Origin of the sequence: Enterobacter cloacae complex sp. IR53030 (assembly GCF_049238365.1) — a bacterium.
GTDB classification, from domain to species: Bacteria; Pseudomonadota; Gammaproteobacteria; order Enterobacterales; family Enterobacteriaceae; genus Enterobacter; species Enterobacter kobei.
In genome coordinates this window covers 47,114-61,781 of record NZ_JBMKHA010000026.1, presented here as the reverse complement: position 1 = coordinate 61,781, position 14,668 = coordinate 47,114, and the positions used below count along the sequence as shown (strand labels likewise).

Genomic DNA, 14,668 nt, shown 5'->3' with positions numbered 1-14,668 from the left:
CAACTTGTCGTCAAAATCGGTGTTGCAAAAACGGGAGTGACCATAGATTCCGTTTTCTGAGACGACCCCTGATCGGGCTGAATGAGCAGGAATTTCCTGGCGGCAAACCCGATGATGTTTACAGCGTTCGCACATCGATGAACACCCCTCCGGCCGAAGAGGAAATCGAGGAGGAACGTCGGCTGTTTTATGTCGGTATCACTCGCACAAAACAGCAGCTAAATCTGGTGGTCCCTCTTGATGAAGGGCTTGCGCGGTGGCTCAAAAACCGCTGGGATAGCACCCCGAAGAAGTCACCGATAGCTACTCGCTTCGTCTATGAGGCTGGCTGGACTGCTTGTGCGGTTACCAGTGATGCGATCTATAACAGCACGGTAGAGAAACAGAAGGCTGACTTCAGCAAGTTTCACCAATGGTATCTAAGAGATCTTCAGCGGCTAAAAGTCTAGGGCTACCGATACTTTTCGATTTCAGACAGGTGCTCGTTATCCAGATCAATTGTGGCTTTTCTTTCAGAAGCGAGCTTCTTCGCTCGCTTTGCATACTGAAGCCCCTTGGCTGGCTGCTCTCCGCGTAGGATCTGTTCAGCCTGCTTGCTCGTGCTGTGCCCCAGAAAGCGTTCGTACTGCTCGTCAGATACCTCAGTGCCGATCAGTCGTTCGATCCAGCCGCTTTTCGGCGGGTAACTTACGCCCAGCGCAAGCAACTGCCTTTTCTGTACCCACTATTTCCGGCGCGGCCGGCTTCAATCAAGGCTTTGGTTAGAACTACAGCCATTTGGGGACTCTCATACACAAACCTGAACCATGCGGGTCTGATTGGCGGTCAAGATAGCAGCGCATCGAAATCAACACTGAACTCTGCTTCTAAGAACTCAATCGTGGCTGGTTGGCTATCGAGCGATGCTTCCCGTGTAGACTCCAGTGCGCACTCCAATCGACGCAGCAGAGTAAACGGCAAAATGATCTTGCCGAAGTCGGTATGCTTGAAATCCCCCCCCACAGGTCTTCCGCGTTCTTCCAAATGAAATCAGCTTGCGAAGCAGCCGAACCTACGAACTCTGCCATCTTGGCCTCCAACCAACTTTTGCACGAAACGGCACATCTTCCAAAAGAGGGTTGTCAACCAAGTTTTGCACAAAACGGACTTTGATCCATTTCTAACTAAAATCTACAATCCAACCTCAGATTGCAAATAGCCTATGTTTATTACAGATGGTATGGTTCGTGTTTTTGTTTATTCGATGGCAACTGTACTCTTTCTGCCGCTTGGCTTGTTGAAAAGCACGTGGTGGTTTTCACCATTGTTTGCGATAGCTGCTATTGATTACTTAATGTTTCTGCGTCGACAAGGCTAGTTGCTGAACCTCATACCTCAGAGCAATCTGTATGTTTTTTACACCACTGGTTAAAAGGTCAGGCTACGTTCCTGACGTTTTTTAAAAAACAGTTTTATGTTTGATGCGTTACTGGTCTGTCTGGTAACCCAGTGGTACATTACCATTATTAAGGCTGGCTGGCGGTGGTGCATCATGCTTAAACGACCCTCTCTGAGCGTACTTTCCGACAGTCCTGTGCACCGCACCACTTACCCGGCAGGCCTATGTCTTGGTTATTCTTCGTTGTACCTTTTTCTTCAGCTTTATCCCTGACATGTCTGTCTGAACAGTTCTAAGCAAACCGGAATGTTGTCATGGCCAAAGTACAAGGGCTCTTTGTTGGATACCGAAAATTCGCTGTTGATCGCGACTGGCTTCGTCAGCAGGAAGAACAACGTTATCGGGATCGCCAGCGACAATTTGATGAATGGTCCAGGAAATGGGTCACTGTAACCAGGCTCAAAGAGACTCGTTTATGGACTGACGGAGCCATCAGGCGATGGTTGGGTGAACCTCAGCAGCAGGGTAAATATAAAGTTTTCCCCGTTGAAGCGGTTTTGGCTGCTGAGAAGTTGAATGAGTTTCGGCTCTGGCTTAAACCCCGACTGGAAAAGAAACGTGCCCAGCACCACCACTTTTTAATTCCATTTCTGTAAAGTAGAAACAACGGCAGTTCCGGCCGCATTCAAGGCTTCGGCATCTGGTCAGAAATAAAGCGCCATTTTTCAGTATAAGGGAGGTTAGATAGTGGAAGGTATTGAGACACTGAGTTTGCAGCTTGATGAGAATGAAACTATGGCCCTTGCTCAATTAGTTAAACGTCTGAGCTGGAGCGATCTTCGTGGCTGTGCTGTGAGTGACGAAGAAGCCTGGGTAATGAAAAGCGCAATTGAAAAATTACAACAGGCGTTAAGGGAAGAAGGTTATGCGCCTCGATGAGGCTGGCTTCGTTCTTTATTCCGATAACAAATTTGCTTAAGGACTAACTATGAGCCAGCACTGGTATGAGGTGAAAAGCAATCAGGGAATTGTTCAGGTGATTGTTGGGAGAAGATATTAATGTAATGCGTTTCTGCATTACATCAAGCAGATTAGCTTTTTCTGGTCAAAATAGACGATGTGATTTTTCTTTAGCCGAAGTCCATCCGCTCCCCACGCAACCGGTAAAGGTTCGCAGGTTTAATAAAGATAGGTTTCGTATCTCCCTAAGGGTGGGATAGGTAAACTCATAATGGCATCTGTGTTTACTATGTAAGTATTCGGGTAAAATTCATCTAATACAGTAAAGTTTAGTTTCTTACAAAAGCTTAATAAATATGGGTTTTTCACGTCTTCTATTACAACATCGCACCAGGGATTCGATTCACAGCAAAGCTTCAGAAAAGACTTAAACCATCCCTTGTTTTGTATTTCTTCCGGAAGCCGTACCACATGTATGGTCAGACAATCTCCATGATAACGATTAGTACTTTGTCTAAGCCCTACAACAATCCCCTTTTCTTGAATCTGTACACCTGCCTGATGCTCTTTCATGTCGGGCGTATAGTGCCTTGCTCTGTTTAACCAGGCCACCAGCTGCTGAGCCGTACTTGGTGATTCTTCAGCTATCCATTTCAGGTACTTGATGCGGTCCATATGCGCCTCCCTGTACGATTTCCAATGAACAAAGGCTCTACAGTATTAAGCTGCTGTAGAGCTCATTCAACCAAGCTCAAACTGTGCGTATTAAAGGATGCCTAACCTTTTTGTTTCATCGATCCACGGTCTGAATTCTTCCAGTAGATTATCATATAACTTTTCATCGCTAATCGAACCGAAATCATCCATGGCAAAGAAGTGGGTGTTATCAACCCGGCGGTCAGTAAAGTCATCCAGATTTTTGAGGATACCGTAGCTTGAACCACCCAGGCCGACAAACTTCCAGAAGATGGGGTAGTTGGCAGAACGCCGGATTGCATCTTTAATCGCCCGGGTCTTGCTGATCCCGCCATCGGTAATAAATACAACATACACCGGGATTTTCGAGTCCTTAAAGTAGTCGACTATTTCTTCCATCACAGGAGGCTCGTTGTTTGTCCCTCCGAGGCCCGGCAGGTTCTCCCAGGCTGAACGCTTTCCAGCCCCGCGAATGGACTGAATATATGTGTCCAGGTTGTCCAGTGTGACGTTTGGATACTTCTTATGCTTCTCTCCAAATCCCCAGACATCCATTTCACCGTCGTCGTCGAACTGGGCGGCAAGAACGGCGATGCGGTCCAGCACAGACTGAACGTTACCCTTACTGAACTGGCCACTCATTGAGCCGGATGCGTCAAGTACAAATGCAACCGCTGCCTCAAGGGTGTCCAGTTTATTTTTAGTAAGACTGACCGAGGCTTTTTTAGCGAGGCTTACAAGGCGCGGAGATCTGGTTTCCAGTTTCTTTTCCAGACTGATACGAGCAGGCTTTGCTGGCTGCGGAGCTGGCTGTGCGACATCAACGCCATAGCTAATGGCCAGAGGCTCAAGACCACCGTTGAAACCCTGCCCGAGCGCACGAAGCTTCCAGGCGCCATTGTGCCGATATACTTCACCCAGGATAATTGCTTTCTCACTGCGGCCCTGAGTCTCAGCCTGGAACTCAGCGATTCCTTGAGCCTGCATGCTCAACGAACTGAGCCCACTGATGGTATCTTCACCATCAATGACAACTGTGATTGCAATTTTACTGATGTTCGCAGGAACACGATCCAGTGCTATCTCAATGCTGGACTGCTGAGAACCGGTAACGAGCTTTACTGCCCCTTCAGGAGAAGACAGATTATTGTAAAAGATAAAGTCAGAATCGCCGCTGACCTTTCCCTGAGCATTAAGCAGGAACAGGCAGGTATCGGGTTCGCCTTTAAAGCCGGATTTGGTAGGGTACTGAAGATTCAGCCTGATCGCAGATTGCTGAAGTGGTATGTTTTGTCCGGATTGTAGATTCACATTAACTCTCCTGATTTTTGATTATTTTAAAGCGCAGCGTTTATATAGGTTCCCCTGGCTTAGTTCAGGACGCTGGATTTCTGGTGAGGCGTATATATGGTGTGACACCATATTTCATCACGTTGAAGTTTCTATACCTGTTGAATTGGAATTTCCATTGGTCGGGTATTTTATCTTCCAGAACCCGTGCCTTCATAAGTCGCAAACGTAACATATATCAGAGGGGCATGCTGTTGATATAAGGCACGGAATACAGGCTTTAACCAGCAACCAGAGAAAAATCCGTTTCCTGCCTTTAAAAGGCTCACGTCAGAATTAACATCTCTCTGCTTTCTGAGATTCCCGAACCCTTTCTGCCCCCCCCCTCCTGATAGCGGATCGCAACCAAAAAAAACCCCGGCATTGCCGGGGTATGATTCAGCGTTATTTTAGATGTTAACGCCGTGCTGGGAGGCAAGAGCCGCCAGGCCACCGGCAAAGCCCTGACCGACAGCTTTAAACTTCCACTCAGCGCCATGACGATACAGTTCACCGAAGACCATAGCGGTTTCGGTTGAGGCATCTTCAGACAGATCGAAACGGGCAATTTCCGTGCCGTTGTCGTTGTTGTAAACGCGCATGAAGCTGTTGCTCACCATGCCGAAGTTTTGTTTACGCGCTTCTGCATCATAGATGGTAACGGCAAACACCAGTTTTTTGATATCTGCTGAGACTTTGGTCAGATCGATTTTGACCTGCTCATCGTCGCCGTCGCCTTCACCGGTACGGTTGTCGCCCTGGTGCTCTACCGCGCCATCAGGGCTGGTTTTGTTATTGAAGAAAATGAAATGCGCATCTGACAACACTTTACCGTCTTCGCCTACTGCGAACACGGAAGCGTCCAGGTCAAAACCCTGACCATCGGTTACACGGGCATCCCAGCCTAGGCCAACCATAGCAACATTCATGGTTGGTGCTTCTTTGGTCAGAGATACATTGCCGCCTTTTACGAGAGAAACTGCCATTTTTAGCTCCTGCAAACAGTTGAATGAGGGCTGCATTAACAGCCCCGGGTAGAAAAGTTACTTTTTGATCAGGACGCGTTAATGCCGTACTGAGCACATACAGATGCCAGACCACCAGCATAACCCTGACCTACTGCGCGGAATTTCCACTCACCATTGTGGCGATACAGCTCGCCGAACAGCATGGCAGTCTCAGTGGACGCATCTTCGGTCAGATCGTAGCGAGCAACTTCAGTCTGGTTATCGTCATTAACCAGACGAATAAACGCACCGGATACCTGACCAAAGCTCTGGCGACGAGCCTGAGCATCGTGGATGGTCACAACGAAGATGATCTTGTCAACTTCAGACGGGACGGCGTCCAGTTTAATTTTCAGCGATTCATCATCACCATCGCCCTCACCGGTGCGGTTATCGCCGGTGTGCGTTACGGAACCGTCGGATGACGTCAGGTTGTTATAGAAGATGAAATCTGAATCGCCGCGCACTTTGCCGTTTGAGGCCAGCAGGAATGCTGAAGCATCCAGGTCAAAGTCCTGACCGTCTGTTGAACGCGCATCCCAGCCAAGGCCCACCAGGACGTTTTTCATTGACGGAGCTGCTTTACTTAGGGAGACGTTCCCGCCTTTGGAAAGAGAAACACTCATAAAATAACCTCTTCGATTAGTAATTGTTCAGGTTAACACTTAAGGGGATTAACTCCCCTTTTCCTCAGATTCAGGTTTGCCCGGGAACATGACGCTTGCGAGAATGCCCAGCGCCAGTACACCCAGTACAACATACAGGCTGGTTGTTGCCGCGATGCTGTAACCATGATGCCAGATGTGATCGGTCGCATTCAGGCCGAGTTTTGCCGCGATGAAGAACAGCAGCACGATAACGGCCTTCTCCAGATGAACCAGGTACTGTTTCAGTGCCTCAAGGACAAAGTACAGAGTACGCAGGCCCAGGATAGCAAACATCATGGCACTATAGACGATAAGCGGTTCACGACTGACGGCAATGATTGCCGGTACCGAGTCAAACGCGAACATTACGTCCGAGAGTTCAACCACAGCCACACACAGGAACAGCGGGGTCGCATACAGCGCCGCTTTTTTACCACGGCCAATGGTGACATCGCTGTTTTCTGGTTTCGCCAGTTCAGCATCCACTTCCTTCTGGTTAAGCAGGAAGGCATGCCCTCTGAGCTTCGGCCAGATAGGGAAGAAGCGTTTAACCATGCGGTAAGCCAGATGCTGGGAGTAATCCTCAATTTCATCATCGTCATCACCGCTTTTAAGCATCATGACCGCTGTCCAGGCAACGATAATAGCGAAGACAACTTCAACATACGGCCCCAGACTCAGCAGGCTCGTACCGATGGCGACAAAGATGCCCCTGAAGACAATGGCACCAATGATCCCCCAGTAGAGAACACGGTGGCGATAACGATCCGGAACGGCGAACCAGGAGAAGATGGCCATCATGACGAACAGGTTATCGACCGACAGCACTTTCTCCAGCGCATAACCCGTGACAAACAGACTGGCAACCTCAGCACCGTGGTGGATATAGAGGAAACCGGCAAATGCCATCGCAACCACAACCCAGAATACGGACCAGAGCGCCGCACTCTTCAGCGAAATAGGCTTGTCATCACGGTGCATAAACAGGTCAATAAAGATGGCACCGACTGAAAGCGCAATAAAAACAATGACCGTTTCAGTCGGGAAGCCGATGTGTGTGGAAACCATATTTTACCCTTAGGGATGTGGATCAGAGGCCAAATTCAGCCGGGTCGAAGCCCAACGCGATAGCGATCTCGCGGGAGGCCAGTTTCTCGTCCTGATCGAAGTTACCGTCACTTTTCGCAACGGCAATACCAACACGTAAGGCCAGCTGAGCGGCCTCAGGCTGATCTTTCAGCGCCAGGATGTATTTCATGGTTTCGCCCTTGCCGATTTCAACATCGAAATCGAAGCTTGAAACCAGTTTATTGAAGAACTCAATCACCTCATTGGTATCGAAGACCTTCAGCTCTTCTGAAGAGCGCAGAAAGCCCATCATTTTCTGCTTTTCTTCCGAACTTACGCCGTCACTCGATACGGCAATACGGGCACATACAGCAACGGTGCCCTGCATGAATTTTTTGTTTTTGAAACGGCCAACCTGGCGGGTCAGTTCGTCACGGCCTGAGTTAATGGCACCTTTAACTTTGTCGAAAAAGCTCATACCTGTTTCCTTTGTTGCTGTGTTATTTAGAACCGGCGCTCCAGCGAAATCCCCAGCCAAATGCCCGGTCCATTTCGTCCTGGCCTTTGAAGTACTGGTTAATTCGCTCGACTTTAATTGCGCCGTTTTCGTTTACGAGTCTGGCAATGGCGCACAATGTGCGACGGTTTTCACCTTCGGTCAGGCGGGTCTCAATGGGCGGTTGATCCGGCACATGAATGGTGACCACACCATCAGTCTTGTCCCAGCTGGGAACACCTTCATAAATAAAGGCGTAAATCAGCACTTCGCGGATATGCTTCCATTCACGTCCATTGATATGCAGCCACTCGCCGTCTGATACATCACCCGTCCGGTCATCGCCCTTGAGCTGAACATACGGTTCATCGCGATAATCACCGAATGCATTACCGAGCGCCTGAATGACCGATTTATACCCGTCCTGAAGCTCAACAAAGGCCCCCAGATCCAGGTCGATTCCTTTGGAGCCGAACATGCCTGCAAAGCCTGATTTGCCGCTGCCCCGGTGCCAGTTCAGGTTGATCCGGATTTCACCGAAGTTATCCCGTTTGGTCAGGCTGATTGCAGGCTTCTCTTTTGTCAGCGATACCTTGCTCAGGCTGATTTTTGTCTCAACTGGCGGAGGGGTTACAACCGGAGGAGTCGGGGCTGCGGGAGCCGGTTCGTCGGCAATATTTACGCCGAAATGCTCTGCCAGCGGTTTAAGTCCACCGTTGAACCCCTGCGCAACGAAGCGGAATTTCCAGTCATTATTACGACGGTAAAATTCACCCAGAATTAAGGCTGCTTCCTGACGGCCGCTCAGTTCGACACTGCCGCTAACCAGGCCGGTAGCCCCTTGCTCCACGTCGATGGAAAGATTACGAAGACCGGACACCGTCTGCCCACCGTCACAGGTCACGGTGAACGCAATTTTCTGGACATCAGGTTTCAGCCGGTTGAGCGCGACAGTAAAGGTTGAGTACTGGCCTTCACTGACCAGGCTGACGGTACCATCATCGTTACGTGGCTGACCATAAAACACCATGTCCGCATCACCCTGCACCTTCCCGTCGGCATACAGGCGAAACGCCGAAGCATCCACCTGGCCGCCCGAGGTGATCCGGACCCGCAACTCCTGGGCTGGAACGGGGGCATTGCCCCCCGGCGTCAGGTTCATTAGCGAATAACCGCTGAAACGATATCGGAGTGCATATCGTCAATTGTGCGGCCGCGACAGGCATGGCCAAGGGCGGTAAAGTCCCAGTTGCCGTTATTACGGCGCAGCGAAGAAATAACGATCCCGGTATGTGAGCCCTGCTCAGTCAGCTTGTAGCGAGCCAGCTCTTTGCCGGTTTGATCGACAACGCGGCAGAACGCGTTTTCGACGTCATTGAACGACTGACCACGGAAGCTGTTTACCGTAAACGCCAGGTATTCAACGTTTGCAGGCAGTCGGGAGAGGTTGACATTAATCACCTCATCGTCACCGTCACCTTCACCGGTCAGGTTATCGCCACTGTGCACAACAGCGCCGCAGGTGGATTCCAGTTTGCGGAACCAGATGGTGTCAATTGTTTTACCGGTGCTGTCCATTAATACGCAGCCAGCATCGAGATCGATTGAGTCGTTGCCTCCAAACAATCCTCCAAGAAGACCTTTTTTCTTAACCGGATCCCAACCGAGACCGAAATGAAGCTGGCTTAATGCAGATGATTCTTTGCTGAGTGATACCGTCTGGTTCTTAACTAATGAAACCATGTTTTATTCCTTAAAATGGTAATGACCGAGACAATCAAAGGTATATTTAGTAACTGACGAAGAAAATCATATCATGATGAAGTTCTCTGACAAGGGAAATTTTGGTAGTTTTCTGTAAAAACACAAAAAGAAATCCTTTTCAGGGTGTTAATTTTCTAAGTTTAATTTAAATATCAATGTGTTATCAGGAATCCAAAAAACCTGACGCACTCCATAACCACAGGAGTTATAAATCATATTATGATTGACATGTAGCTTAGACACTCATAGACTCACTTCTCAATCATAAATTTGCATGGCGTTCCGGATAATTAAAAAAAATGAACAAGAAAATTTGGTTTATGGAAGGTTTATCCTCCCAGCGAGATATTATTCAGGGGGTAAAATCATTTGCAAAAAAAAATAATTTTGCCATTACCGTTTTTGCCTCCCACCGTAACGAAAGAAATGAAATCCTTTCCGTTGCCGACTATTCTTTGACTGAACCTGAAGATCCTCAAAAACGTCTTCAGTTTATCCAGGAAACCATTCAGTCCTACGGCATCCACCATATTCATACTGGCCGTAACAGCCAGTGGTTTGAAGAACACCGTTCAGCCATTGAATCGACCGGTGCCACCCTTACTACCGGTGCAACGGGCGTCGACTGGTTAACTCTGGCTGACGAAAAAGTTACTTTTGCTCAGTTTATGGAGCAAAAGGGTCTCCCGGTCGTACCATCCTGGCGGGTGAATACGCTGGCAGAATTAAAAACACACCTCGCGGCCCCGCCGTTCACTGACAGCCCGGTATGCGTGAAGCCGGTGACGGGTATCTATGGCATGGGATTCTGGCGCTTTGATGACAGTGCTTCGCCTATGGCCGTCTTTAATCATCCCGAACATCGTCTGGTCAGTCCGCAACAGTATATTGCAGCAGCATCAGCTGCTGAGTCGTTTAAACCCCTTGTTTTGATGCCGTACCTGCCAGGCCCGGAATTTTCCGTCGATATCCTCGCGGATAAGGGCGAAATACTCGCAGCCGTGGGACGCCGTAAGGAAGGGGTTATCCAGTATCTGGTAAACGAAGGAAGCGCCTGGGAACTGGCGTGTGACTGCGCCAGGGTTATGAAGGCCGACGGGCTGGTGAATGTTCAGACGCGAAACGATGTGAATGGCAACCCGGTGCTGCTTGAAACCAACATGCGTCCGTCAGGGGGGGTGGGTTATACCCTTCACAGCGGGGTGAACCTTCCTGGGTTATTTGCTGCCTTTAAGCTCGGTCTGATGTCTGAAGATATGGTGCGCCAGAGCGCTAAAAACACCTTTTCTCCGGTTGCGGTGAGATCCATTACGGATGTAATTGCATACCCGGAATCACTCTCTAACCTTCTGAATTAAGGCGTATTTATGTCTGATATCCTCGAAGATATGATTTATCGCCGTACCCTCTCATGCGGTACGATTCAGGTAACCCGCGACCAGGGTGAAGTTTCGCTCGATGACCTGTTTGACATCGCTGAAAGACGTAACCCGAAACGCGCCTTTCTGTTTGTCAGCAAAGTACTCGGCAGGCACATTCCCGTGCCACCCTCAGTCATGCGGCAGGCCTACAGACAGCTTGCCAGCCAGTTCCCCTCGACACTGACAGGACCCGTACTGTTTATCGGTATGGCTGAAACCGCCGTTGGGCTTGGGGCCGGTGTATTTGATGAAGTGCGCCACCAGCATCCTGAATCTGTCTATCTGACCTCTACCCGTCACCCGGTTGATGGCACGTTGCTTTGCGAGTTCAAGGAAGAACACAGCCACGCCACCGATCATCTGATCTATCTGCCAGATGATGAAGAGAAAAGACGTCGTGTTACCAACGCACGAACGCTGGTTTTGATTGATGACGAGGCAACCACCGGTAATACCTTTATTAACCTGCTTTCAGCCCTGCGTAATACCGGCAAGCTTCAACATATTGAACAGGTTATAGCCGTTACGCTTACCGACTGGAGTGGCAAAGCCTTGTCCGAGCGCAGCACCTTACCAGTCACTTCGGTTTCTCTTGTAAGCGGTAAGTGGGGATGGACCCCATTACCTGATGCACCTGTCCCGGACATGCCGAAAGTCAACGTAACTTCACGAGGAGAATGGGACATCCAGGGAAAACAGTCCTGGGGCCGACTGGGGATGCTCGCACCTGCGGCCGATCTCGGCCATGAGGTCTCCGTCCACAAGGGGGAACGTATTCTGGTTCTCGGGACCGGGGAATTCGTCTGGGAGCCGTTCCTGCTTGCTGAACGGCTCGAAGCTGCCGGAGCACAGGCATTTTATGGATCGACCACCCGCTCCCCTATCGCCGTTGGTTATGCCATTGAGTCCGCCATTTCCTTTACGGATAACTACGGGCTGGGCATCCCCAATTTTGTCTATAACGTCGCCCACCAGCAGTTTGACCGCATTCTTGTGTGTACTGAGACACCCGCAGAAAGTATTGACACGCAGCTTCTTAAAGCGCTGGCTGAGGTTGCGGCCGTCGTGGAGATTGTTACCTATGAATAAACCCGTTGTTCTGAGCGACCTTGACGACACGCTCTTTCAGACCCGTCGTAAAATGGTGGACGAGCTGGCCCTGGAGCCATTCCGTACCGGTGCCGTTGATCGCACCCTGAATCCACGAAGCTTTATGACGGAAGAACAGTCCATGTTGGTGGACTGGCTCCTGGAGCAGGCTGAACTCATACCCGTTACCGCACGGGGAACTGAAGAAATCAGCCGCGTACGGATCCCTTTCCACTCCTGGGCAATCACCACTCACGGGGCCGTCATTCTCACGCCAGAAGGCAAACCCGACGAGGAGTGGAAGGCCCATATGCTCGGCCAGCTGGCTCCCTATCAGGAAAAGCTGACATCGATGCAGCGTCTGATCACTGAAATGATGGACGCAAAAGGGATCAATGCCTGGGCAAGGCTGAACTTCGAATACGGTGAAACGGCGGTTTATATGGTGATGAAGCACCGCGACAGCACCCGCCTTGACGAGCTCAATGCCATTGCAGATGAGATAGAAACGGTGTTTCCGACCGAGGGCTTCTACATCCACCGCAACAGTAATAACGTGGCCTGGCTTCCCACCGCGGTTGAGAAAGGGCTGGCAGTCAGATGGCTTCTTGAAAAACTTCGGGCTGAACGCGGAGTCTTCCCCGTAATTGGTCTGGGCGACAGCCTGAGCGATCATCGTTTTATGAAACTGTGCAGCTGGTTTGGCATCCCGCGTCAGAGTCAGTTTGCAGATGCCATTTCACAGCGAATTTTTGGAGAAAATTAAAATGCAGCCACATGACACATTTACCGGCTCATACCAGCCCGGTGACGTGGAATTTCTGCTAAAGCCGGTAGTCATTGAGATGACGCCGGTTGAGCAAAAAGAAGAGCTGATTCAGTCAGGGAAGAAACATTATTCGGACATGCTCAGTCAGGAGCCAGCGCCAACACAATGGCATCTTGATTTGTTTCACCGGGCGCTGGATCGGGGCGCAGAGAGACTTGCAAAAGAAGTCACACAGCTCGCTATTGCTCTGGCCGAACGCTTCGGTGATGAGCCCATTGTACTGGCCAGTCTCGTCAGAGCTGGCGTGCCGCTCGGCGTTATGCTGCACCAGGCCCTGCGTGACATGGGGAAAACCTCATGGCATTACGGTATCAGCATTATCCGGGATCGTGGAATTGACGGTGCAGCCCTCGACGTCATTGAAGAGCGCCATGGTACCAGCGGTATTGTCTTTGTTGACGGATGGACAGGTAAAGGCGCAATTACCGGAGAGCTTGTACGCGCACTGAAAGATCGCCCGGGCTATCCTGAGCAGCCGCGACTGGTTGTCCTGGCCGATCCCTGTGGCTGCTCCTGGCTTGCAGCCAGTGATGATGACTGGCTCATTCCTTTTGGCATCATGGGTGCGCCGGTATCAGGCCTGATCTCCCGGTCAGTATGGTCCTCTGAAGGATTACATGGGTGCATGGTTTGCGAGCATCTCAGTGAATTCGAATGCAGCCGGATGCTTGTCGATACCGTCGCCCATTTCCGTAAGAAGTTAACCCCGTCATCCCTCGCTACCCTGAGCTGGAATATGGAGTCAGCCCGGGTCTTATGGCAGACAAGTCGCGACGTTATCGCGTTCCTGGCCGATGAATTTAAAGTGGACAGCGTCAATCGTATTAAACCCGGTATTGCTGAAGCAACCCGGGCTGTATTACGTCGGGTACCGGACCATGTATTTGTGCGTTCTATTGACGACCCGGACGTTGCCTTGCTTGTAGGGCTTGCTCGTGAAAAGGGAATAGTTGTTACAGAAATGGGGGGAACCCTCGGCCAGTATCGGGCTGTAACCATTATCAAGAAGGTACTCTGATGAAAAATCGTCTTTCTCCCTGGAATCTGGGAGCCACGCTATACATGCCTGCAACACGGGAAGATATTGCTGATGCCGTCCTGCACGGGAAAATCCCGGGTTTGCGCTCTCTGGTGATTTGCCTGGAGGATGCTGTCAGTGAAGCAGACATCCCCATCGCCCTCAAAAATCTGGAGCACCTGCTGCACGAGCTCAGTAACAGCATGCGTAGCCTGGGTAAAAATGACTGGCCTCTGGTGTTCATTCGCCCTCGGCATGCCGAAATGGGCAGATGGTTAAAAGCGCATTATGATCTTTCCGCTGTCGATGGGTTTGTGTTGCCGAAATTTACCCTCAGTTCGTTAGCTGAATGGTGGGATATCATGGGCGGGACTCACCTGTGCATGATGCCAACGCTGGAAACAGAAGACGTCTTTGACGTGGTTCAGATGCGCGAGCTGGCCACTCGCCTGGTGGAACATCCCTGCCACGACCGCATTATTGCGCTTCGAATCGGCGGCAACGATCTTATGAACGTTGTGTCGCTTCGCCGCCCCCGGGACCTGACGCTGTATGACAGCCCGATGGGCTACGTCATCAAAATGCTCGTTTCAGTCTTCGGCCCGCGTGATTTTGCCCTGACCGCGCCCGTATGTGAGCATATTGACGATCATGCCGTTATGGCCAGAGAGCTGGCTCTTGATATGGCACATGGGCTTGTTGGGAAAACGGCCATTCACCCGGGTCAGATAGAGGTCATTCAAAACGCGCTGATGGTCACTCAGGGTGAGTATTCTGACGCTCTGCGGATCCTGAACTCTACCCAGGCCGTGTTTAAGTCGCAGGGAGCAATGTGTGAACCCGCCACACATCGCCGCTGGGCGGCTGGCATTCTGGACAGAGCTCGTTTTTATGGGTTACAGAACGAGCAAAGCGCTGATGGAATCAGATTACTTACCGTGACCCAGCATCATTAAGGAAATCATA

At 50.4% G+C, this 14,668-nt stretch carries 17 protein-coding genes and 1 pseudogene; 8 read left to right on the top strand and 10 right to left on the bottom strand.

The window, feature by feature from the left end; genetic code table 11:
- On the top strand, positions 1–449 hold a 449-nt coding region (locus ACOTXR_RS21475; RefSeq protein ID WP_276531042.1), incomplete at its 5' end, for a 3'-5' exonuclease.
- Between the two features lie 2 nt (positions 450–451).
- Here the strand turns inward: ACOTXR_RS21475 and ACOTXR_RS21470 are convergent.
- Positions 452–706, bottom strand: coding sequence for a hypothetical protein (locus ACOTXR_RS21470; protein WP_000880375.1), 255 nt, complete (start codon positions 704–706; stop codon positions 452–454).
- A gap of 140 nt (positions 707–846) precedes the next feature.
- Positions 847–1,067: pseudogene (locus ACOTXR_RS21465) on the bottom strand (type I restriction-modification system subunit M N-terminal domain-containing protein); the annotation flags it as partial.
- A 625-nt stretch (positions 1,068–1,692) separates the two neighbouring features.
- On the opposite strand from ACOTXR_RS21465, the gene ACOTXR_RS21460 reads away from it, so the two are divergent.
- Both ACOTXR_RS21460 and ACOTXR_RS21455 read left to right on the top strand, forming a co-directional pair.
- Entirely contained in the window at positions 1,693–2,034 is a 342-nt protein-coding gene (locus ACOTXR_RS21460) for a hypothetical protein (RefSeq protein ID WP_001151572.1), read from the top strand.
- Positions 2,035–2,125: 91 nt separating this feature from the next.
- Positions 2,126–2,317, top strand: coding sequence for a DUF7706 family protein (locus ACOTXR_RS21455; RefSeq protein WP_000398479.1), 192 nt, complete (start codon positions 2,126–2,128; stop codon positions 2,315–2,317).
- Between the two features lie 240 nt (positions 2,318–2,557).
- On the opposite strand, the gene ACOTXR_RS21450 is transcribed toward ACOTXR_RS21455, so the two are convergent.
- The 8 genes from ACOTXR_RS21450 to ACOTXR_RS21415 form a co-directional block, all read right to left on the bottom strand.
- A complete protein-coding gene (locus ACOTXR_RS21450; RefSeq protein ID WP_000374058.1) occupies positions 2,558–3,013 on the bottom strand; it encodes a hypothetical protein in 456 nt (151 codons plus the stop codon).
- 90 nt (positions 3,014–3,103) lie between these two features.
- Positions 3,104–4,345 carry a vWA domain-containing protein gene (locus ACOTXR_RS21445; protein WP_001053340.1) on the bottom strand — a complete coding sequence of 414 codons (1,242 nt, stop codon included), beginning with the start codon at positions 4,343–4,345 and terminating at the stop codon, positions 3,104–3,106.
- Between the two features lie 428 nt (positions 4,346–4,773).
- Positions 4,774–5,349, bottom strand: coding sequence for a TerD family protein (locus ACOTXR_RS21440; protein ID WP_000301247.1), 576 nt, complete (start codon positions 5,347–5,349; stop codon positions 4,774–4,776).
- 68 nt (positions 5,350–5,417) lie between these two features.
- Positions 5,418–5,996 carry a tellurium resistance membrane protein TerD gene (gene terD / locus ACOTXR_RS21435; RefSeq protein WP_000116680.1) on the bottom strand — a complete coding sequence of 193 codons (579 nt, stop codon included), beginning with the start codon at positions 5,994–5,996 and terminating at the stop codon, positions 5,418–5,420.
- A 48-nt stretch (positions 5,997–6,044) separates the two neighbouring features.
- Complete coding sequence (gene terC, locus ACOTXR_RS21430) at positions 6,045–7,085, bottom strand: tellurium resistance membrane protein TerC (RefSeq protein WP_000255079.1); 1,041 nt, start codon at positions 7,083–7,085, stop codon at positions 6,045–6,047.
- Between the two features lie 22 nt (positions 7,086–7,107).
- Positions 7,108–7,563, bottom strand: coding sequence for a tellurite resistance TerB family protein (locus ACOTXR_RS21425; RefSeq protein WP_000007449.1), 456 nt, complete (start codon positions 7,561–7,563; stop codon positions 7,108–7,110).
- Positions 7,564–7,585: 22 nt separating this feature from the next.
- Positions 7,586–8,743, bottom strand: a complete 1,158-nt coding sequence (locus ACOTXR_RS21420; protein ID WP_001054786.1) for a TerD family protein — start codon at positions 8,741–8,743, stop codon at positions 7,586–7,588.
- The gene (locus tag ACOTXR_RS21415; protein ID WP_000254137.1) at positions 8,743–9,324 is read right to left on the bottom strand and encodes a tellurium resistance-associated protein TerZ; all 582 of its coding nucleotides are present in this window, start codon (positions 9,322–9,324) and stop codon (positions 8,743–8,745) included. The genes ACOTXR_RS21420 and ACOTXR_RS21415 overlap by 1 nt, the downstream gene beginning before the upstream one ends.
- A 320-nt stretch (positions 9,325–9,644) precedes the next feature.
- Here ACOTXR_RS21415 and ACOTXR_RS21410 point away from each other — a divergent pair, with 320 nt between their 5' ends.
- From ACOTXR_RS21410 to ACOTXR_RS21390, 5 genes are read left to right on the top strand one after another with little or no spacing between them, the layout of a single operon-like run.
- Entirely contained in the window at positions 9,645–10,703 is a 1,059-nt protein-coding gene (locus ACOTXR_RS21410) for an ATP-grasp domain-containing protein (RefSeq protein ID WP_012695441.1), read from the top strand.
- 9 nt (positions 10,704–10,712) lie between these two features.
- Positions 10,713–11,855, top strand: a complete 1,143-nt coding sequence (locus ACOTXR_RS21405; RefSeq protein WP_001280115.1) for a phosphoribosyltransferase domain-containing protein — start codon at positions 10,713–10,715, stop codon at positions 11,853–11,855.
- Positions 11,848–12,621 carry a hypothetical protein gene (locus tag ACOTXR_RS21400; RefSeq protein ID WP_001040058.1) on the top strand — a complete coding sequence of 258 codons (774 nt, stop codon included), beginning with the start codon at positions 11,848–11,850 and terminating at the stop codon, positions 12,619–12,621. Before ACOTXR_RS21405 ends, ACOTXR_RS21400 begins: the two co-directional genes overlap by 8 nt.
- Before the next feature lies 1 nt (position 12,622).
- Entirely contained in the window at positions 12,623–13,702 is a 1,080-nt protein-coding gene (locus ACOTXR_RS21395; protein ID WP_001585166.1) for a cysteine protease StiP family protein, read from the top strand.
- On the top strand, positions 13,702–14,658 hold the full coding sequence (locus tag ACOTXR_RS21390; protein ID WP_011152965.1) for an HpcH/HpaI aldolase/citrate lyase family protein: 957 nt from the start codon (positions 13,702–13,704) through the stop codon (positions 14,656–14,658). The genes ACOTXR_RS21395 and ACOTXR_RS21390 overlap by 1 nt, the downstream gene beginning before the upstream one ends.
- Positions 14,659–14,668 lie beyond the last annotated feature (10 nt).

Excerpts from the sequence above, each read along its gene's own strand:
- ACOTXR_RS21460 (WP_001151572.1), top strand. The coding sequence starts at position 1,693 with ATGGCCAAAGTACAAGGGCTCTTTGTTGGATACCGAAAATTCGCTGTT.
- ACOTXR_RS21450 (WP_000374058.1), bottom strand. The coding sequence starts at position 3,013 with ATGGACCGCATCAAGTACCTGAAATGGATAGCTGAAGAATCACCAAGT.
- ACOTXR_RS21440 (WP_000301247.1), bottom strand. The coding sequence starts at position 5,349 with ATGGCAGTTTCTCTCGTAAAAGGCGGCAATGTATCTCTGACCAAAGAA.
- terD (WP_000116680.1), bottom strand. The coding sequence starts at position 5,996 with ATGAGTGTTTCTCTTTCCAAAGGCGGGAACGTCTCCCTAAGTAAAGCA.
- terC (WP_000255079.1), bottom strand. The coding sequence starts at position 7,085 with ATGGTTTCCACACACATCGGCTTCCCGACTGAAACGGTCATTGTTTTT.
- ACOTXR_RS21425 (WP_000007449.1), bottom strand. The coding sequence starts at position 7,563 with ATGAGCTTTTTCGACAAAGTTAAAGGTGCCATTAACTCAGGCCGTGAC.
- ACOTXR_RS21420 (WP_001054786.1), bottom strand. The coding sequence starts at position 8,743 with ATGAACCTGACGCCGGGGGGCAATGCCCCCGTTCCAGCCCAGGAGTTG.
- ACOTXR_RS21415 (WP_000254137.1), bottom strand. The coding sequence starts at position 9,324 with ATGGTTTCATTAGTTAAGAACCAGACGGTATCACTCAGCAAAGAATCA.
- ACOTXR_RS21410 (WP_012695441.1), top strand. The coding sequence starts at position 9,645 with ATGAACAAGAAAATTTGGTTTATGGAAGGTTTATCCTCCCAGCGAGAT.
- ACOTXR_RS21405 (WP_001280115.1), top strand. The coding sequence starts at position 10,713 with ATGTCTGATATCCTCGAAGATATGATTTATCGCCGTACCCTCTCATGC.
- ACOTXR_RS21400 (WP_001040058.1), top strand. The coding sequence starts at position 11,848 with ATGAATAAACCCGTTGTTCTGAGCGACCTTGACGACACGCTCTTTCAG.
- ACOTXR_RS21395 (WP_001585166.1), top strand. The coding sequence starts at position 12,623 with ATGCAGCCACATGACACATTTACCGGCTCATACCAGCCCGGTGACGTG.
- ACOTXR_RS21390 (WP_011152965.1), top strand. The coding sequence starts at position 13,702 with ATGAAAAATCGTCTTTCTCCCTGGAATCTGGGAGCCACGCTATACATG.